Here is a 20397-nt window from a genome sequence, read left to right on the forward strand (position 1 = left end):
AGGATGCGGAAATGATCTTAAATGCTGAGCAAAGTATGGTTCAGGAGATGATGCGTAACTATGCGCAAAATCAGTTAAAACCAACAGCTGCACATCGTGATAAAACCCATGAATTTCCTGCTCAGGAATTAAAAGATTTAGGTGCACTAGGTGCTATGGGGATGACCGTGCCCGATGAATGGGGCGGTGCCGGAATGGACTATGTATCTTTAGTGCTTGCAATTGAGGAAATTGCCGCAGGCGATGGTGCTATTTCGACAATTGTAAGCGTACAAAACTCTTTGATTTGCGGTATTACACTGGCATACGGTTCAGAGCAGCAAAAACAAACCTATTTGCCAAAATTTGCCTCTGGCGAATGGCTAGGATGCTTTTGTTTAACTGAACCACATGTAGGTTCTGACGCAAGTGCGATTTTATGTAAAGCTGAGCGCGATGGCGACCATTGGGTTTTGAATGGCGTAAAACAATTTATCACCAGTGGTAAAAATGCCCAAGTGGCTTTGGTGTTTGCGGTCACCGATAAACAAGCTGGCAAAAAAGGCATTTCATGTTTCCTTGTACCGACCAATACACAAGGTTACTTAGTCACTCGTATTGAAGACAAAATGGGTCAACATGCTTCGGACACCGCAACCATTACGTTAGAGGACTGCCGGATTCCTTTAGAAAATTTGGTGGGACAAGAAGGTGAAGGTTATAAAATTGCGCTATCAAATTTAGCGGCTGGTCGTATTGGTATTGCGGCTCAATCTGTTGGTATGGCAAGAGCTGCTTTTGATGCGGCTGTCCAATACGCAAATGAACGTAAGGCCTTCGGTGTAGAGCTGGTTCAGCATCAGGCGGTTGGTTTTCGCTTAGCCGATATGGCAACCCAAATTGAAGCGGCACATCAGTTGGTTTTACATGCTGCGACTTTAAAAGATGCAGAGCTACCTTGTTTAAAAGAAGCCTCAATGGCGAAACTCTTTGCATCAACTATGGCTGAGCACGTATGTTCGGATGCAATCCAGATTCATGGTGGTTATGGCTATGTGAGTGATTTCCCAGTTGAGAGAATTTATCGTGATGTTCGTGTAAGCCAGATTTATGAAGGGGCTTCGGATATTCAACGTTTGGTGATCGCTCGTGAAGTTGCTCAAGTTTAAATATGAAATTTTAAAAAATAGTCACTGACTGCAAAAGACCGCAATTGTTATGCGGTCTTTAGCCATTGAGTAGAAATTTTCTAGTTTGAACTCAATTCGATGAAATTCAGAAAGTTAAGTAAAGCCAGTTTTTTTGTTGATTAAAGCTGAGCTTTGACTTCCTCACCAATCAAATAAAAAGTTCCACCTGCAATATAGTGCAGGCTACGAAGTTCTTTTGGTGCATCTTGAAAATGCCAGTGCCCATCTCTAAAAACGCGGCTATCTGCCCATGCACCTACAACAGAACCAATAAATAAATCATGAGCTGACTGATTATGGGGTTCTGGAATAAGTTTACACACAAGCCATGCAATGCAATCTGATACAAGCGGGCTCGTAAGACCTTCTTGATAGAATAACTCAACACCACAATGCTCAAGTTTTTCTGGATCATCCAACTTACTAATTGTGCCAAGTTGATGAGTTAGATCGAGCTGTGCATAGCAAGGAACTTGTAAGGTGAAATAACCACTTTGCTCAACGAGCTGTCGGGTTTTAGTACTTTTATCAAGAACCACGGACACTTTGGCTGGCTTGAATTCTAAGGCACATGCCCATGCGGCAGCCATTACATTGCGATCATCACCATGTTGCGCGGAAACAAGGACAGTAGGACCATGATTTAACAAACGATAAGCTTTTTCTAACTCTACAGGTGCAATATATGATTGCGTCATATTTAGCCTAAGTAATAAAGAAAATAGATATTTCTATTGTTGCAGAAAGCTTCATAGATGCAATGTTGGTAAATAAGCTTTATTAGAATAAAAAAGTTGTTTCTATTTTATAGCTTTCATAATAACGAACTTAGTCATAAAATCACTTGGCTTCTAAGTGAAAGGATTAACGTGTGACCGAGCTTCAAGATATCGATTTTGTAGAGTTAAGTGATGAAGAAATGCATCTCTATAGCCGTCAGATTTTACTTGATGGATGGGATATTGAAGCTCAGGAAAAACTCAAACTTGCTAATGTGCTGATTGTAGGTGCTGGCGGAATAGGCTGTAGCAGTGCGGAGTTACTAGCGCGAGCAGGGGTTGGGAAAATTACACTGATTGATGCAGATACGATCGAGATAAGTAACTTACAACGACAAATCGCATTTGGTCATGAAGATATTGGACGTTATAAAGCTGAAGTTTTAGCTAAACGTTTACAGAAAATTAACCCTTATATCTGTGTTGAATACTATAACGAACGGTTAGACGAACATAACATTGATAGACTTGTTGAACACCAAGATGTGGTTTTAGATGGCTGTGATAATTTTACAACTCGTTATTTGGTAAATGCAGCATGTAAGAAACATCAGGTCGCATTAATTAGTGCTTCAGCAATTGGTTTTCAGGCACAAATGTTTATGGTTGAAGGTGATTCAGCTTGTTATGAATGCCTTTTCCCAAAAGAACAACATGCCAATGATGGACTGCGCTGTGCAGAGTCAGGGGTACTTGCAACTACTCCTGTAATGATAGCGTCATTACAAGCACATCACACATTGCTGTATTTAGGTTTAAATCGTACACCTTTAAAGCAGAAACTATTATTGTGGGATGGTTTAAATATGACACAACGTATTGTTAGTTTTGATAAAGATGTAAATTGTCCACTTTGTCAGGCAAGCTAATCAGTAAATGAAACAAAATTTGCTACACTCAACCTGAATGATTTGGTTTTGAAGAAATATGAAAAAAAATATTTTGTTTGATGGGCTGCGTTCAGTTGCCCGCATTGGTGAAACAGCAGTGGTTGCGGCCAAAGCTGGAATTAAATACGCAACTGAAAAACCAAGTAATGCCAAACTCATGCGGGAGACTTTTGAGTCACTTGGTTCAACTTATATTAAGCTTGGTCAGTTTATTGCGAGTACGCCATCGCTTTTCCCACGTGAATATGTAGAAGAATTTCAAGGTTGTTTAGACCAGACCCCAACACTCCCATTTAGTTATATTCAAGGTGTGCTTGCATCTGAGTTTGAAGGACGTGATTTAAGCCAGATTTTTAGCTATATCGATGAAAAACCATTAGCTTCTGCGTCAATTGCTCAGGTTCATGCAGCTAAGCTGACCACAGGTGAAGATGTTGTTATTAAAGTACAAAAGCCTGGTGTTGAAACTATTTTATATACAGACTTAAGTGTGGTGCATTGGGCTGCCAAGCTACTTGAACGTGCAGTACCAAAGATCAAATTTGCTGCTCTTTCTGAAATTGTTGATGAAATTAAAAGTCGTATGGTTCGTGAAGTCGATTTCATTGAAGAAGCACAAAACTTAGATGATTTTGTGGAATATCTTAATATTTCACAAAATAAAGCAGCGACAGCACCTAAAGTTTATCATCAGTTTTCTACACGTCGTGTCTTAACTATGCAGCGTTTATACGGTGTGTCTTTGACTGACTTTAGTGTCGTAAAACAATATGCTAAAGATCCATCGCAAGTACTGATTACTGCCATGAATACATGGTTTGGTAGTCTCATGCTATGTAAGAGTTTCCATGCCGACTTACATGCTGGGAACCTAATGTTGCTTGAAGATGGGCGTATTGGTTTTATTGATTTTGGCATCGTCGGTCAGTTAAAACCTGAAGTTTGGACTGCATGTATTGCATTTATGGATGCCTTACAAAAAACTGATTATCAGGCAATGGCTGAAAATATGCTGAAAATGGGTATGACCCATAACAAAATTGACGTTCAGGTGTTGGCTCAAGATCTAGAGCGTTTGTTTAATGGTGTATTAATGGCCGATCCGCAACAGATATTGTCTTCAAATCCAGCCGATTTAAATGACATCATGATGGATATGGTAGGTGTAGGCGAACGCCACGGGATTAAATTCCCACGTGATTTTGCTTTATTATTTAAGCAAATGCTTTATTTTGATCGTTTTATGCGCGTACTCGCACCATATACTGATATTTATGCAGACCAGCGTTTGAAAATGGTTCAAAATATGGAACCTGCTTCGTTATTAAAGCACTAAGGTCAGTTTAAATTTATGGATGCCATTATTATTGAAGGCTTGAAAGTTGAGACAGTGATTGGCTGTTTCAACTGGGAAAGACAAATCATTCAACCTTTAATGTTGGATTTAACCATCCATAATGATTTGAGCCGAGCAGCAGAGTCTGACAAGCTTGAGGACACTCTCAACTATGCGCAGATTTGTGAGTTATCGGCTCAAACCATTCAACAAGCTAAACCTGAATTAATTGAACATGCAGCACATTTGGTTTTACAATGTTTGTTTGAAACCTTTCCATCAATTGAAAAAATTACCATAACCATCCGTAAGCCAGCCATCATTGCAGAAGCAAATGCTGTAGGAATTCGTCTTGAACGCACCAGAAACAATTTTTGCGCTCGCCCTAGCGAGTAATTTAGACGCAGATCAGCACTTTACTTTTGCTTATACGCAATTGGCAACATTGGGGAAAGTGCAGTTTTCATCTGTTTATCAAATTCCATGCCGAGATGGTATTGGAGATGATTATTGGAATTCAGCATGTCTATTAAAAAGCACTTTATCGTGTGACCAAATTGAATCTTTTCTAAAGAAACTTGAGTCAGATTCGGGGCGTGTTCGACCATCGCATCATATTTCTTTAGATGTAGATTTGATCGCATGGGGAAGTGATCTGGACCATATGCAATTTAATTCTAAAAAGCTACCTTTGGCACTCGATGTAAAAATTCCTTTATATGAACTTTGGCATTGTAAAACCTTAAAGGTTGATAGCATGATTTATCCAGTCGTTAATTTTAAAGTTTAATACCTTCAAACTAAATTTTACGCAAACTTTACGCAGGCTTTGACTTCCTCAATAGAGAATTTACGGGCATTTTATCGATACTGAAATTCACTAAATTAGTGTTATTTCAGGACAATAAAGATGCTTATAAATTCTCAAATGCGCATCTTGCATCAGTCTGGCATTGTCTTATGCGGACTTAAAACAAATGATATTTCTCCATCTTTCCTTATTTCCAGTTTGGCAAATCAAGCCAAGGGGTACAGAGGAGAATAGCCATGTTAGAACTTATACTTGTTTTATTTATTGCTATTTTTCTAGCATGGTGCCTCAGTAAATATCTATCGAAAGTGATGGCAAATCAGCCGATGTGGGGTGATGGATTATTTCGTTGGATTGAAAATCCTGTATACCGCTTATTAGGTGTATCTCCACAACAACAAATGAATTGGAAACAATATTCTCTAGCATTTGTTGTGAGCTGTATTTTTCTTGCAGTGGCTATTCTTACTATTTTTATGACGCAAGCATGGCTACCATTAAACCCTAACCATGCACTAAATATGAGTTGGGATTTAGCGTTACATACGGTTATTTCATTTTTAACAAACACCAACCAACAGCATTATTCTGGTCAGGCTCAGTTATCTTATTTGTCGCAAATGACAGGTATTGTAGGTTTGCAAGTCATTACTCCAATGATGGGGCTGGCTTTGGTTGTTGCGACCTTAAGAGCTTTCTTTTATCAACGTCCTAGCCATATTGCGGCTGATGTTGCCGAACAGCCAGATCAAATTTTAATTGGTAACTATTGGGCAGATGTAATACGCCCTACAGTCCGTTTCTTGCTTCCTCTCTGTTTTGTTTGGTCATTGTTGCTTAACAGCCAAGGCGTACCAGCAACTTTTAAGGGTGGGCCGGAAATACAGCTTATTGATAAAGCCAATACAGTTCAAACCCAAAAAATTCCATTAGGTCCAGTTGCACCCATGGTTGCTGTTAAGCAATTGGGTAGTAACGGTGGTGGCTGGTATGGTCCAAATAGTAGTGTGCCTTTAGAAAATCCAACACCACTTTCTAATTTATTAGAAATGATTGCGATTCTACTCATTCCACTTACCGTGATTTTTATGGTTGGACATTTTACTCGACGTAAAAAATTTGCCTACTTTGTGTTTGGTAGCATGCTTTTAATGTCAGTTATTTCAGGTGCAGCAGCTGTCTGGTCTGAAAGTATGTCATCGACCGCATCTCAAATTGCTGTAATGGAAGGTAAAGAGCAACGATTTGGACCCGCAGCATCGGCAGTTTGGGCTGCACTGACCACACAAGTGAATAACGGTTCGGTCAATATGATGCATGATTCTTCTGCGCCGCTTACTGGGCTGGTTGAACTCATCAACATGTTGATTAATGCGATTTGGGGTGGTGTGGGCTGTGGTCTGCAACAGTTTATGATTTATCTGTTACTTGCGGTATTTATTGCAGGCTTAATGACAGGTCGTACACCTGAGTTGTTTGGACGCAAAATTGAAGCAGCAGAGATCAAGTTACTTGCGATTATTATCTTAATTCAGCCTCTTATTATTCTGGCTTTTACAGCCTTGAGTCTTAGTATTCCGGGATTATCAGGTATCACAAACCCTGGACCACACGGTATTAGCCAAGTGTTCTATGAATATGTCTCTGCATTTGCCAACAATGGTTCAGGTTTTGAAGGCCTTGGAGACAACACGGTATGGTGGAATGTCACATGTAGTCTTGCTCTTCTTTTAGGACGCTTCCCGACCTTAATTTTGCCATTAATGATTGCGACACGTTTAGCAGCAAAAAGAAAAGCACCCGAAACAACAGGTAGTCTTCAGGTTGAAACTCCAACTTTTGCCTTAACGCTGATTACGATTGTTGTGCTGCTTACCTTATTACAATTTATGCCAGTTCTTGTCCTTGGACCAATTGCCGATCAACTTTTGTTGGTTAAAGGCTAAGGAGGCGAGTGAAAATGAATACACAAACTCATGTAAATAGCCATAAAAAAACCATGGCAGTACCAAGTTTTGAAGTTTGGAAAAATGCATTTGTGAAACTGCTACCGCAGCATGCAATTAAAAACCCTGTGATGGCAATTGTATGGCTTGGAACAGTGGTTACATGCATTAGTACAATCTTAGGTTACACCACGCTGTTATTTGGTTTAGTGGTTACAGCAATTCTGTTTATTACCATTTTATTTGCTAACTATGCCGAGGCTGTTGCTGAGGCTAGAGGTCGTGGGCAGGCATCTTCACTACGTGCAGCAAGAGAAAATTTAACGGCTCGAAGACTCAACTCTTTGACAGACCGTCAAGCGACTCAAGTTGCAGCGACTGAACTTCATTTAAATGATTTCATTGAAGTACATGCAGGTGAGCTTGTTCCAGCCGACGGAGAGATTGTAGAAGGCTTTGCAACTATTAACGAATCGGCTGTTACAGGTGAGTCTGCACCTGTGCTACGTGAAGCTGGAACAGACCGTTCAAGTGTTATTGGCGGAACCAAAGTTCTTACAGATCGTATTGTTGTGCAAGTGACTGCTGAATCTGGTCAAAGTTTCCTAGACCGTATGATTGCTTTGGTTGAAGGCTCAAATCGCCAGAAAACTCCCAATGAGATTGCGCTTGGCTTCTTATTAATGGTGATGACAATCACGTTTTTAATTGTCGTGATTAGCTTGCCATTTATTGCCAAGTATTTGCATATTGAACTTGATCCTGTTGTGCTTGTGGCATTATTGGTCTGCTTGATTCCTACAACCATTGGTGGCTTGTTACCTGCGATTGGTATTGCGGGGATGAACCGCGCCCTCAAAGCCAATGTTTTGGCGAAATCAGGTAAAGCGGTAGAAGTCGCGGGTGACATTGATGTGCTTTTACTCGATAAAACAGGAACCATTACTTATGGTGACCGTCAAGCGACTTCTTTTTATCCTTTAACTTCGGTAACCGAGTCTGAGTTGAGAGCCGCTGCTTGGGTAAGTTCACTTGCCGACCCAACACCAGAAGGAAAATCGATTGTTAAGTTAGCAAAAGAGCATGGTCTAAAACAGCAAGAACCTGAGCAAGCCGAATTTATCTCTTTTAGTGCTTCGACTCGAATTTCCGGTGTGAATTTACCGAATGGTGAGCAAATTCGTAAAGGTGCTTTAGATGCGATCTTGAAATTTGTAGATGAAGATTATTCTCAAGATTTAGAGTTAAAAGCACGTGTTGAACAAGTTGCCAAAAAAGGTGCAACACCATTGGTTGTCGCAAATCAACATCATGTATTAGGTGTGATTGAACTCTCTGATGTAATTAAACACGGCATTAAAGAACGTTTTGCACGCTTAAGAGAAATGGGCATCAAAACCGTTATGGTTACAGGTGATAACCCATTAACTGCGGCTGCGATTGCTGCTGAAGCTGGTGTAGATGACTATATTGCCGAAGCAAAACCAGAAGACAAATTGGCTTGTATTCGCACCGAACAACAACAAGGTCGTTTAGTTGCGATGGTTGGTGATGGAACCAACGATGCACCTGCATTAGCACAAGCTGATATTGGTTTAGCTATGAACTCAGGTACGCAAGCTGCAAAAGAAGCCGGCAATATGGTTGATTTAGACTCAGACCCAACCAAACTACTCGCTGTGGTTGAGATTGGGAAACAGCAGCTGATTACTCGTGGTGCTTTAACAACGTTTTCATTAGCAAATGACGTATCTAAATACTTTGCCATCTTGCCTGCATTGTTTGCTGCTGCGATTCCACAAATGCAAGTATTGAATGTAATGCATTTAGCAAGTCCAAACAGCGCGATTTTATCTGCACTAATTTTTAACGCGATTATTATTCCGCTATTAATTCCAATCGCACTACGAGGCGTCAAGTTTAAACCTTCAACGGCAACTCAGTTATTACGTCGAAATATGTTGATTTATGGAGTAGGCGGTGTGGTTCTGCCATTCCTTGCCATTAAAGCGATTGATGTAGTGATTGTTCAATTATTTGGTTTGTAATCTGGAGTTTGAAATGAAAACTTATGTACAAAATTCAGAAGCAAATTTGGGTCAGACCTTAAGAGCATCTTTAGGATTATTAATTTTTACTCTAGTGGGGTACGGTGCTGTTTACAGTGCTATCGCTACTGGCGCCGGACAGGTTTTATTTAACAATCAGGCCAATGGTAGTTTGATCGAAATAGATCAGAAAGTTGTTGGGTCAACTTTAGTGGCTCAGCCATTTGTCGGGAATGAATATTTTCATCCACGCCCTTCGGCAGCAAATTATGAGCCTATGGCAATGGCGGGTACAAACTTGGCTCGTACTAATCCTGAGTTACAAAAGCAAATCGATGCTCAGATACTCGCAGTGAAAAAACAAGATCACCCAGGCAATGCACCTATTCCAAGTGATTTGGTGACTAAATCTGGCAGTGGTATCGATCCGCATATTAGTCCCGAAGCCGCTAAGTTACAGGTGGCTCGAGTGGCTCAAGCTCGTCATTTAGACCCTAAGGTTGTGGAAGAGCTTTTGCAAAAGCATATTGAACCGATGCAGTTTGGTGTATTGGGGCAAGCCCGTGTTAATGTATTACAGCTCAATATTGCTTTAGATCAATTACAATCTACACATTAACTTAAAAATAAAGTTGTTAGTTTACCGGATGATATCAAGTGCAAAGCAATCGCGAAAATCAGGCTGAGGCCTTATTAAATCATGTCAACAGATATCAAGCCGGTCGACTAACGGTCTTTCTTGGTGCGGCACCTGGTGTAGGAAAAACTTATGCCATGCTTGCCCGCGCCAAAGAATTATTTCAACAGGGCACAGATGTTGTTGTTGGTATTGTTGAAACCCATGGAAGAATTGAAACTCTAAAAATTTTGGAAGGGTTGCCTCAGATTGCTAGAAAAGAAATGCAATATCAGGGGCATATTTTAGAAGAAATGGACTTGGATGCTATTTTACTTAGGCATCCAGAAATTATTTTGGTTGATGAATTGGCTCATCGCAACGTCCCAAATAGTCGTCATGAACGACGGTGGCAAGATATTAATGAGTTGCTAGACGCAGGTATTGATGTATTCACCACCATAAATATTCAACATTTAGAAAGCCTGAATGATGTGGTCTACCAAATTACGGGCATTCGAGTAAATGAAACGGTACCAGATCGGGTATTTGATCGTATTCGAGACATTCGCTTAATTGATTTACCCGTTAGTGAGCTTATTGAAAGGCTTCATCAAGGGAAAGTCTATGTACCAGAGCAAGCAAATTTGGCATTACAAGGCTTTTTTAGCATTTCAAATTTAACAGCATTACGTGAACTGGCAATGCAATGCGTTGCTGAGCATGTCGATTCAGACTTAAAAGAGAGTTATGCCTCAAAGGGCTTGAAATCTATATCGTTGCAAAATGAATTGATGATTGCGATAGATGGGCAAGGCTCTTCTGAATATTTAGTGCGAGCAGGCTGCCGTTTAGCAGAACGTAATGGTGCTACATGGACTGTAGTGAATGTTGCTAGAAGTTTGGACTTTGGGCAGAGTTCAGTGAGCTCCTATAAAAAAGAATACATCGAGATTGACCGTGCGTTTGAGTTGGCTCGACAACTCGGTGGTCGAACCGAGGTTTTATATGGGCATCGAGTTGCGTCAGTGTTAATGGATGCCGCCGTTGATCGAGGTGTTTCCAATCTAGTCATTGGCAAAAGTATTTCACCGTGGTGGTTAAAGTTATTTAAGAAAAATTTAGCTCAGCAATTATTGAATCAAGAAAACTCGATTGCTTTAACGATATTGCATCCAGAACAAGGCACTAAAAAGATTAATCAGCTCGAAAAACCTTCATTTTTATCATTAAAAGAAAGCATTTTTGTTTTAGCTGTGACGTGCGGTAGCATTTTTCTAGCTCACTTCGCCGAAGTTCTATTTGGTATTGAAGATTTCTCTGTCATCTTTATTATTTCAGTTTTAATTGTAGCAACCAAAACTAGAATGCTCGCTGCTGTAGTGGCAGCCTTAATATGTTTCTTAGCCTATAATTTTTTCTTTATTGCACCGCGTTATACCTTTCAGATTTCAGCACACCAAGGGGTGGTCACCGTTGTTGCTTTTTTTGCAGCAGCTTTAATTGCCGGGCGTTTGGCTTCTCAGTTACGCCAGCAAGTTTTATCTTTAAAAGCTGCCAATGCCTACACTACCGTGATGCAAGACTTGGCGCGTAAGCTTTCTAGTGCTGTCAACCTTGAAGAAGTTATGCAAACAGGACGTATGACTTTAGAAACACAACTTCAAACTAAAGTGTGGATTTCTATTCGAGATAAGGTAATTTCTTCTGATATTGAGCTAAATGATAAAGAAAAAGTAGCCGCAGAATGGTGTTTGAAACACAAGCAGCCGTGTGGGCGTTTTACCGATACTCTGAGTCAGTCAAATTGGTGGTTTTTACCTCTTTTAGAACAAAAAAATAGCTTAGGTATTGTGGGAATTTACTTTAAGGATGAAGTGGTTTCCTTAAATTTTGAGCAAAAGAAACTGACTGAAAGTGTAATTGAATACATTGCACAAGCAGTACTTCGAACCCAATTGGTAAATGAGCTTGAACAAGCAAAAGTCACCAGTGAAACAGAGCGCTTACGTTCTGCTTTATTATCTTCGGTATCGCATGATTTACGCTCGCCACTCGCTTCTATTATTGGGGCAGCAGACACACTTGCCAATTTTAAAGCTGAAATGACAGAACAAGACCAACAAGATCTGCTTGAAACAATTCATTTAGAAGGTGAGCGCTTAGACCGTTATATTCAAAACTTGCTTGATATGACCCGTTTGGGGCATGAAGGTCTAACTTTAAAAAGAGACTGGATTGGGGTAGATGAATTAATTGGTTCGGCAACCCGCCGTTTAAAGCGTTATAAACCAGATACACAAGTGGTCGTTCAGTTACCTGAGCAACCGATTAGTTTATATGTTCACCCAGCACTGGTAGAACAAGCTATTTTTAATGTTTTAGAAAATGCCGCAAACTTTTCACCTCCAGATGAATCAGTCATGATTCGTGCTCATCTTGTGTCAGAAGATGAGGTGAAAATAGAAATTGAAGATAAAGGTGCAGGAATCCCTGAAGACGAAAGACACCGCATTTTCGATATGTTTTATACTATGGAGCGTGGAGACCGTGGAAAATTCGGTACAGGTTTAGGGCTAACAATTGTAAAAGCGATTATTGGTGCTCATATGGGTACAATAGAAGCATTTTCAGGGCACCAAAATAAAGGTACTTTAATTCAAATCAAATTACCCATTCATCCAGTAAAAGAATAAGTTGTAAATTCATGATAAGTTCAGAAACATCACCTGTAGAAACACGTATTGTGATTATTGATGATGAGCCTCAAATCCGTAAATTTCTAGACATTGCTTTAAGAACTCAAAAATACAAAACCACGCTCTGTGAAACGGGTTACAAAGGCCTAGAGGCATTGGCAAGCCAAGGGGCTGATTTGGTTATTTTAGACTTAGGTTTACCCGATTTAGACGGAAAAGAAGTGCTTCAAGAATTACGTAGCTGGTCGAATGTACCAGTTATTGTGCTATCTGTACGTGCTGATGAATATGAAAAAGTTGCTTTGCTAGATGCTGGCGCAAACGATTACATGACCAAGCCTTTTAGTGTGCAAGAGCTTTTGGCGCGCATACGTGTCATTTTAAGAAATCAACCGATTCAACAAGAAGCCCATGTATATGACGATGGTTATCTCAAGGTTGATGTCATGCAACGATTAGTTTGGATCGAGCAACAGCCAATTACGTTAACTCGAAAAGAGTTTCAACTTTTGACGTTATTAATGCGCTATCAAGGGCAGCTTTTAACACAGCCTCAGCTTTTAAAAGAGCTATGGGGACCCACCCATCAGGAAGATACGCACTATTTACGTATTTTAGTGGGCAAGTTACGCAGTAAACTGAGGGATAACGCAATTCAGCCACGTTATATTGCTACTGAACCAGGTGTTGGGTTACGTTTTTTAGCTAAACAGAAAAATCATTAATTAGATATAAAAAAAACCTTAGGGTATTTCTCCCTAAGGGTTTGCAAAGTGGTTTATAGTTTTTTTGCTCTTTTTATTTATATATCCCAATGTTGTTCTGCTTCAGTCATTTGACTATAAATACTTTGATATTCAGCCTGTTTAACCGTGTACCAATGTTCGACGAAGTCTGCCCCTAAATACCCTTTTAAAATAAGACTTCCTTTAAATATTTTTAAGGCTTCCGGCTGATTGTTGGCTAATAAAATGTGCTCGTCTGGAAATTTTAAAAGATGTGCAGGTTTTGGCAGTGGTAATTTATGAGATAAGCCATAAGATACGCCCGCTAAAATAGTCGCTGTAACCAGATAGGGATTACAGTCCGCTCCAGCAACACGATATTCTAAGCGTTGATTTTGTACATCTGAGCATGGAATTCGGATTGCAACATTACGATTATTGGTATCCCAATTGGCTTCTAATGGCACATGATGACCAATTTTAAAACGTCTATAAGAATTAATATTAGGCGCTAAAATCGCCATAGATGCAGGCATTAACTCAATTAGGCCACTAATCGCGCTCAATAATTTGACTGAAAGCTCATCTTTTTCTACTTTTGAACTAAATATATTTTCATGGTATTGATTAAGCATGCTCATATGAAAATGCATACCACTACCAGCCTTTGATAAGTTCGGTTTCGCCATGAAACAGGCAGTTAGGTCATGCTTTCTTGCAACTTGTTTTACAATTCTTTTTAAGGCATTAATTTGATCACAAAGCTTCAAGATGTCATGGCTGTGTTGAAGATTTAATTCGTATTGTCCAGGGGATGATTCCGCAACAATAGCGGTAATTTCAATTGATTGTAGTAAGGCTGCTTTTTCAACTTCATCTAGGACTTGTTGGTAGTTATTTGGTGCATCTATATCAAAACATTGGTTTTCTAAACATGTCTCAGATTGTTGCTGAGGTGAGAAAAGGTAAAACTCTAGCTCGGCAGCCATGACAGGGAAATAATTATTAGCATGTAACTGATTTAATAATTTTTTTAATATATTACGTGGTTCATAGCGACATTCTGAACCATCTTCTTCTTGCATTGATAGGTAAAGCTGAGCATTTAATTCTGGGGATAAGGCACTGGGTTGCAAGCTACCTAAAATGGGCAGACAAAGTCTATCTGGTTCACCAATATATTTTCCTAGGCCTGTTTCTTCAATCACTTTTCCATCAAGGCTCATGGCATAAACAGAAAGCGGAAAATAGCATCCATTCGATAGATTTTTCAGGCTCTTAACGTCAATACGTTTGCCACGAATATGCCCGTTTAAGTCATGTAGACAAATATCAATGTGCTGAGTGTGTGGATATAAACTTAAATATTCATCAACTTCTTTTAAAAAAAGATCTGATTGGAAACTACCAGATTGTGTCGGAGGAATAAAATTATCTGATATTTTAAATGCCTTAAAGTGAGGATCTTTTAAGTTTAAATTTGGGTAAATAAGTGTACTCATTATAAAAAACCTTGGTGGTTATTTAGCTAAAATGCTAACGTAGCCTTTGAAGTTAATCTCGTAAAAAAAGAGTAAAATGATGAAAGGTTTTTTCATGGGGTTTATTATTTTTATTTATTAATAATCAATGTTTTGAGTCTAATTTTTATAATAAATTTTTAAAGTAAAATTAGCGTATAAGACCAGTCAGCGCATTACAAAATTCTACGGATTTCTCTTTTTTAAATTAAACAAAGCTAAAAATTTAAGCTACTCATTTGGTGAGATGGTCAAACTGCTTTAAACTTAAATGCTTATCCAGTTAAACATTTATTTATAAATCTTGAATTGAGCAAGGCTTATAAAGCACATGTACTGGAATTTTATTTTTTGCGTTTTTTTAATTTTTATTTTTGAGTTCTCTTAATATGAAAAATATCGGTTTAGCCATTTTAGCAATCAGCCTTTCAGGTTGTGCTGCAATGAGCGTAGAAGAATGTAAGACTGCGAATTGGTCATTAGTGGGTGAGAAAGATGGTTCGAAAGGTTCTTCGCCACGTTTAGATCAATATTACAAAGCATGTGGAAAAGCCAATATTGTTCCAGATCAAAAGTCATATGAACGTGGGTATAAAGAAGGCCTAGGTTATTATTGCCAGCCATCAAATATTTTTTATAACGCTTTAGAAGGTAACGGTAATATTAATGTATGCCCAGTTGAGCAGCGTAATCGTTTAAGACCTTATTATCGAGCAGCTTCCGATTACTACAATGCAAAAAATGAATATGACCGTTATGATGAAAAGTTTAAGCAATATTCTGATAATGCTTACAACGAAAAATTAAAGCCAGAAGAGCGCGAACGCTATCGTAAACTTTTAAGAGAATTACAAATTGATCGTGACCGTATTAACAGAAACTATTGGAACTCAATTCGAGATATCGAACGTTTCAAATATGATCACGGCTTAAAATAATATTTTAAAAAAGGATTGATCTGGATGAGATCAATCCTTTGTTTTTTTAAAGATAATAACTGGTTTTTGTCATTAACTTTGAAATAGCCGTCATCGTAATTTTTACTGCATATGGTAATTCAACACCGCCTGCTTCAAGTGCAGTATGACGGTGATGCAATTCATCTTCATTCATTTGCTCTAAAATTTTACGAGAGCGTTCATCTTGAGCAGGTAACTGGTTTAAGTGATCTTGCAAATGCAGACTAACCTGACGTTCAGTTTCAGCAACAAAACCTAAGCTATATTTATCGCCAGCAATACCGGCAAGGGCACCCATGCCATATGACAACCCATACCAGATAGGGTTTAACAAACTTGTATGACTGTTTAATTCTTTTAAACGGTCTTCGCACCAAGCTAAATGATCTTGTTCTTCAATCGCTGCTTGTTGCATTTCTTGGCGTACATTTGGCAATTTCGCCGTTAATGCTTGCCCATGGTAAAGTGCTTGAGCACATACTTCACCACTGTGGTTAACACGCATTAAACCTGCGACATGGCGAGCATCTTCCACACCAAGTTTTGTTTCTACTGTTTCAGCTGGATTTTGACGCTGTGCTGCTGTTGCACCCGGAACAAGACTACGCAATGCCTGATCAAATGAGTTAATAAGTTGATCAATTCCAGTATAGTGGCGCATAAATTAGTCCTCTAAAGAAAGGTGGGCTGTGGCAAGCATTGGTTTTAGTCTAGCGAGAAGCCAGATACTAAAGATTGCACTAAGTACAGCTGTAATAATAAATAGTATTTTAATATCAATTTTTAAAACACTTAAGATCAAGATTGAAAAAATTGCAGAAGAAACCATAAAAACGGCATTTAGGATGTTATTCGCTGCAACAACACGTGCACGATGTGAACGTGGTGAATAAGCCTGCATCATGGCATATAGGGGAACAATATAAAAACCGCCACTAATCCCCAATAAAGTCACAGCAATCATGACATGATAGTAAACCCAGCCTTGGGTGAAAACGTCTTTTAAGGTAAGTAATGCACCGGTTCTTTCTGGTACAAAAGCTAAACTGGCAGCAAGGTAAAGCGCAAAAACAGTAAGGCCAACTGCACCAATCGGCACCATTTTAATATTAATTTCTGAACCACCAATTTTACGGCAAAGAAGAGAACCCACACCAATACCGACTGAAAAGAAAGTCAGTAACAAACTAACGACATTTTCTGATGCATGAAGGTTTTGCTGGGTAAGCTGCGGAATTTGAGTTAAATAAGTCGCGCCATAAAACCAGTACCATGAGTTGCCTAGCAAAATTGTAAATACTAACGGTAAGCTTTTGGCATATTTAATGGTTTGAAAGCTTGTACGGATAAAATTCCAGTCAATATTTAAGTCAGGTGCAGCAACTTTTTGCGGCAAAATGAAGCGACTAAATAAATAGCCTATGCAAGCAATAGCCACTACGGTGATACTAATCCACAATAAATTACCATCTGATGAGGCAATTACGGCACCACCTAAGATCATACCGAACAAGATCGCCATAGATGTACCAGATTGAAATAGCGCATTACCCGACATTAATTCGTTCGGTTTTAAGATTTCAGGCAAAATTGCGTATTTAATCGGGCCAAAGAAAGTCGAATGCGTACCCATCAAAAATAAAGCAAAAAGAAGTAGCCATAAGTTTCCTAACAGGAAACCCGCAGTACCGATGAGCATAATGATGATTTCTAAAATTTTAATACCACGGACGAGTTGAGATCGTTCGTATTTGTCGGCAATTTGTCCAGCTGTGGCTGAAAAAAAGAAATATGGCAGAATAAACAAGAGGGCTGCTAAATTATTAAGAGTACTTACGGGAGCAGATTGTTGCTGAATCCATCCATAAGTAATCACCAATAATAAAGATTGCTTAAAAACGTTATCATTTAATGCGCCAAAAAACTGGGTAAAAAACATCGGTACAAACCGACGTGAGGTCATCAGGTGCTCATCTTGTTTCATCATGTGCAAACTTCATTGTGTTTTATAAAAAAATGTGACCGAGTGTTAATTTGCATCGAAAACCATGTATGATATTTTTAACGCTTGATTAAATGAAAAATCAATGGTTTTGAGTGAGTTTTACACTCACATTGGTGCGTTTTATTAAAAAATAAGTTTAGAGTTTTCTATGCCTTCTAAAATTAAGTTTAAACAGTCAACTCTCACACATTCTATGCATTTAATTTTAAAAATGCAGGGCATTCCTAAACTTATTTGTAGCAGCTTGTTGTTAAGCGTTTGCGTAACGCCAAGTTTTGCTCAAACTTCTGTTGATAATAGTTCATCAACAACTTTAAATCAGACAGTATCTGATGAGTCAACTGAACAGTCAGCTCAGGTTAATGAGCAATATACTGCTCCAGTTACAGATATCGCTACACTTGTAACCCTAGCTCAGCAGCAACAAGATAGCTTGGCTATATTGCAACAACAAGAACAATTTCCAAATCAAATTGATGAATTTAAGCCGATTACTCTTGATAATCTTGAAGATTTACCCGACTTGCCTGTTGATCAAAACATGGCAAATGAAATTTATAGGGTAGCCGAAGAAGCTAAAAATGAAGCGCAGAACTTTCAAAATGGGACTCAAAAGCAGCCTGAAGTTACTGTAAGTGATGCAACGCAGTCTGAAATACAGGAAATTAAACAGGCACCTGTAAATATTGATCAGCTTATGCAAGAGATTAAGTCTGATAGTAAGATTGTAGTTGAAGCCAATGAGACTGGAAAAACACTGCCTGAATTGACACCAGAAGTCGCAGAACCACCTGAGCAAGCTGGTTTCTTTAAGCGTATTTTAAATAAAGTACGTCCGCCGCGTGCAATTCCGATGGAACAAGTGCCGCGTATTAGCGCAGAGGTAGAAGGCGCTTCAGATGTGTTAGCTAAAAATATTAAAGGTAAGCTTTCAACATTTACTCAAGAATCATTTGAAGACTTCAATGCTGCTTTACCTCAGCTTAGAACATTAAGTAATCAGGCTGCTCAAGCTGTTGGCTACTATAATGCTGAGTTCCGATTTGAAAAATTAAGTCCGAGTCGTGTTCGTGTCAGAGTGACACCAAATGAACCAGTACGAATTAATGAGCAAAATATTGAGTTTACAGGTCCAGGCGAAAAGCAGCCACAATTTCAAGTTATTCGTTTAGTTCCCGATCAAGATGTGGGCGATATCTTTAATCACGGTTTATATGAAACTACTAAAAGCCGTATAGTCGATGCTGCATCTGATAACGGTTATTTTGATGCCTATTGGCGATTGCATGATGTAAAAGTAAGTCAGCCAGAAAATAAAGCCGATATCAATTTGCGCTATGAGACAGGTGAGCGTTATAAATTAGATAAGGTCGAGTTTCGTATGAGCGATCCCTCGAAACCTTTGCCATTAAATCAAAATATCTTAGAAAGTATGGCGCCTTGGAAAGAAGGCGATGACTATGCTTTCTGGCGTGTAAATCTACTAGCAAATAATCTAACTAACTCACGTTATTTTAATTACACTTTGGTTGACAGCATCAAACCAGATCCAATTGAAAAGCAACTTGAGCTACCGCCAGATTTACAAGCTTTGGTCGATGAGCAAAATATTGATGTTGATGAGTCTAATTTACTTTCACCAGAACAACGACAACTTGCGAAGGCACGACAATTAGCGACATCCAATCAAGAAGTTACGCAAAACGTAGTCGATGAAAAACAGTTTGCGGGAACACAAAATTCAAAAGAGACAGAGCCTCAAACAGCGATGTTACAAAGTGCCTCAGTTCAACAAGATGAACAAGAAACTGAGCAGGATCGTTTACAAGCCCAAGCACGTGAAACAAAAAGAATTCCGGTTATTGTGACTTTAAATGCTGACAAGCTAAATAGTTTGGAAACTGGTATCGGTTATGGAACTGATACGGGCGCACGTTTACGTAGTCAGTATCGCCGCGCTATTGTAAATAAATATGGCCATTCTTTTGATGCCAACTTAGAGGTTTCGGAAATTCGTCAATCGATTGATGGACGGTATAGTATTCCCTATAAACATCCGTTAAATGACTATTTCAATATCGTCGGCGGTTATGAGCGTGAAACACGGGATGATATCGGACCGGATGTAAGTTTGTTAACTGAATCAGCGGTTGTTGGTGGTGAACGTGTAATCAAACGTCCATTAGGAAATTGGCAACATACGATTGGTGTTCGTTATCGTTTAGACCGCCTGACTCAAAAAGGTGATGTTGATATTTCGGAATTACCAGACGCGTTTAAAACGGCTGCATCTGAGCAAGAAGCATTATTATTTAGTTATGAAACATCTAAAACCTCAAGTAATACACGTTTAAACCCAACTAAAGCTTTTAAACAAACTTATAAATTAGAACTAGGTAGCGAGAGTTTATTGTCAGATGCCAATATGGCAATTGCGAGTGCAGGCTGGAGATTTATTTATTCTCTAGGTGAAAATGATGATCACCAATTCGTCGGAAGATTTGACCTTAGCTATATCTTTACAGATGACTTTGACAAAGTTCCATACAATCTTAGATTCTTTACGGGTGGTGATCAAACAATTCGTGGATTTGACTATAAAAGTCTTTCTCCAGAAGTAGATGGATATAAAATTGGGGGCCAAGCTTTAGCTGTAGGCTCTTTAGAATATAACTATCAGTTCAAAGACGGATGGCGAGCAGCTGTTTTCTCTGACTTTGGTAATGCTTACGATAAAGATTTCAGTAATCCAGCAGCTTATAGCGTTGGGGTCGGAATTCGCTGGAAGTCTCCAATTGGACCAATTCGTTTAGATGTCGCTTCGGGTATTTCAGATGAAAACCATCCGATTCGTTTACATTTCTTTATAGGCCCACAACTTTAAAAATAAAATT

At 39.0% G+C, this 20397-nt stretch carries 16 protein-coding genes; 12 read left to right on the top strand and 4 right to left on the bottom strand.

Annotated features, from left to right (window positions below; all coding sequences use genetic code 11):
- Window positions 1–11 precede the first annotated feature (11 nt).
- A complete protein-coding gene (gene acads, locus MKX14_RS02405) occupies window positions 12–1148 on the top strand; it encodes an acyl-CoA dehydrogenase family protein (RefSeq protein WP_240281653.1) in 1137 nt (378 codons plus the stop codon).
- A 140-nt stretch (window positions 1149–1288) separates the two neighbouring features.
- Here acads and MKX14_RS02410 read toward each other — a convergent pair whose 3' ends face one another.
- The gene (locus MKX14_RS02410) at window positions 1289–1867 is read right to left on the bottom strand and encodes a flavin reductase family protein (protein WP_240281654.1); all 579 of its coding nucleotides are present in this window, start codon (window positions 1865–1867) and stop codon (window positions 1289–1291) included.
- Window positions 1868–2040: 173 nt separating this feature from the next.
- Between MKX14_RS02410 and moeB the strand changes: the two genes are divergently transcribed.
- From moeB to kdpE, 9 genes are all read left to right on the top strand, one after another.
- Window positions 2041–2817 carry a HesA/MoeB/ThiF family protein gene (gene moeB, locus MKX14_RS02415; protein ID WP_240281655.1) on the top strand — a complete coding sequence of 259 codons (777 nt, stop codon included), beginning with the start codon at window positions 2041–2043 and terminating at the stop codon, window positions 2815–2817.
- Between the two features lie 58 nt (window positions 2818–2875).
- Complete coding sequence (locus MKX14_RS02420) at window positions 2876–4174, top strand: ABC1 kinase family protein (protein WP_002119658.1); 1299 nt, start codon at window positions 2876–2878, stop codon at window positions 4172–4174.
- A 15-nt stretch (window positions 4175–4189) separates the two neighbouring features.
- Window positions 4190–4570, top strand: a complete 381-nt coding sequence (folB, locus tag MKX14_RS02425) for a dihydroneopterin aldolase (protein WP_000338783.1) — start codon at window positions 4190–4192, stop codon at window positions 4568–4570.
- Window positions 4527–4964, top strand: a complete 438-nt coding sequence (locus MKX14_RS02430; protein WP_240281656.1) for a 2-amino-4-hydroxy-6-hydroxymethyldihydropteridine diphosphokinase — start codon at window positions 4527–4529, stop codon at window positions 4962–4964. Before folB ends, MKX14_RS02430 begins: the two co-directional genes overlap by 44 nt.
- Before the next feature lie 257 nt (window positions 4965–5221).
- The gene (kdpA, locus tag MKX14_RS02435; protein WP_240281657.1) at window positions 5222–6931 is read left to right on the top strand and encodes a potassium-transporting ATPase subunit KdpA; all 1710 of its coding nucleotides are present in this window, start codon (window positions 5222–5224) and stop codon (window positions 6929–6931) included.
- An 8-nt stretch (window positions 6932–6939) separates the two neighbouring features.
- A complete protein-coding gene (kdpB, locus tag MKX14_RS02440; RefSeq protein ID WP_240281658.1) occupies window positions 6940–8979 on the top strand; it encodes a potassium-transporting ATPase subunit KdpB in 2040 nt (679 codons plus the stop codon).
- Window positions 8980–8992: 13 nt separating this feature from the next.
- Entirely contained in the window at window positions 8993–9598 is a 606-nt protein-coding gene (gene kdpC / locus MKX14_RS02445; protein WP_240281659.1) for a potassium-transporting ATPase subunit KdpC, read from the top strand.
- Window positions 9599–9636: 38 nt separating this feature from the next.
- Window positions 9637–12291: a sensor histidine kinase gene (gene kdpD, locus MKX14_RS02450; RefSeq protein WP_046811977.1), complete on the top strand. Its 2655-nt coding sequence runs from the start codon at window positions 9637–9639 to the stop codon at window positions 12289–12291.
- Between the two features lie 11 nt (window positions 12292–12302).
- Complete coding sequence (gene kdpE, locus MKX14_RS02455) at window positions 12303–13019, top strand: response regulator (RefSeq protein WP_057061898.1); 717 nt, start codon at window positions 12303–12305, stop codon at window positions 13017–13019.
- A gap of 77 nt (window positions 13020–13096) precedes the next feature.
- On the opposite strand, the gene puuA is transcribed toward kdpE, so the two are convergent.
- Window positions 13097–14521 (bottom strand): glutamine synthetase family protein, encoded by a 1425-nt coding sequence (gene puuA / locus MKX14_RS02460; protein ID WP_057077076.1) that lies wholly within the window; start codon window positions 14519–14521, stop codon window positions 13097–13099.
- Window positions 14522–14928: 407 nt separating this feature from the next.
- Here puuA and MKX14_RS02465 point away from each other — a divergent pair, with 407 nt between their 5' ends.
- Window positions 14929–15477, top strand: coding sequence for a DUF2799 domain-containing protein (locus MKX14_RS02465; RefSeq protein ID WP_057061896.1), 549 nt, complete (start codon window positions 14929–14931; stop codon window positions 15475–15477).
- A 46-nt stretch (window positions 15478–15523) separates the two neighbouring features.
- Here MKX14_RS02465 and coq7 read toward each other — a convergent pair whose 3' ends face one another.
- A complete protein-coding gene (coq7, locus tag MKX14_RS02470) occupies window positions 15524–16159 on the bottom strand; it encodes a 2-polyprenyl-3-methyl-6-methoxy-1,4-benzoquinone monooxygenase (protein WP_002119684.1) in 636 nt (211 codons plus the stop codon).
- A 3-nt stretch (window positions 16160–16162) separates the two neighbouring features.
- Window positions 16163–17485 (bottom strand): MFS transporter, encoded by a 1323-nt coding sequence (lplT, locus tag MKX14_RS02475; protein ID WP_240281660.1) that lies wholly within the window; start codon window positions 17483–17485, stop codon window positions 16163–16165.
- A gap of 166 nt (window positions 17486–17651) precedes the next feature.
- Here lplT and ytfM point away from each other — a divergent pair, with 166 nt between their 5' ends.
- On the top strand, window positions 17652–20387 hold the full coding sequence (ytfM, locus tag MKX14_RS02480; protein ID WP_240281661.1) for an autotransporter assembly complex protein TamA: 2736 nt from the start codon (window positions 17652–17654) through the stop codon (window positions 20385–20387).
- Window positions 20388–20397: the final 10 nt, after the last annotated feature.

Source organism: Acinetobacter pittii, assembly GCF_022449185.1.
GTDB lineage: Bacteria > Pseudomonadota > Gammaproteobacteria > Pseudomonadales > Moraxellaceae > Acinetobacter > Acinetobacter pittii_I.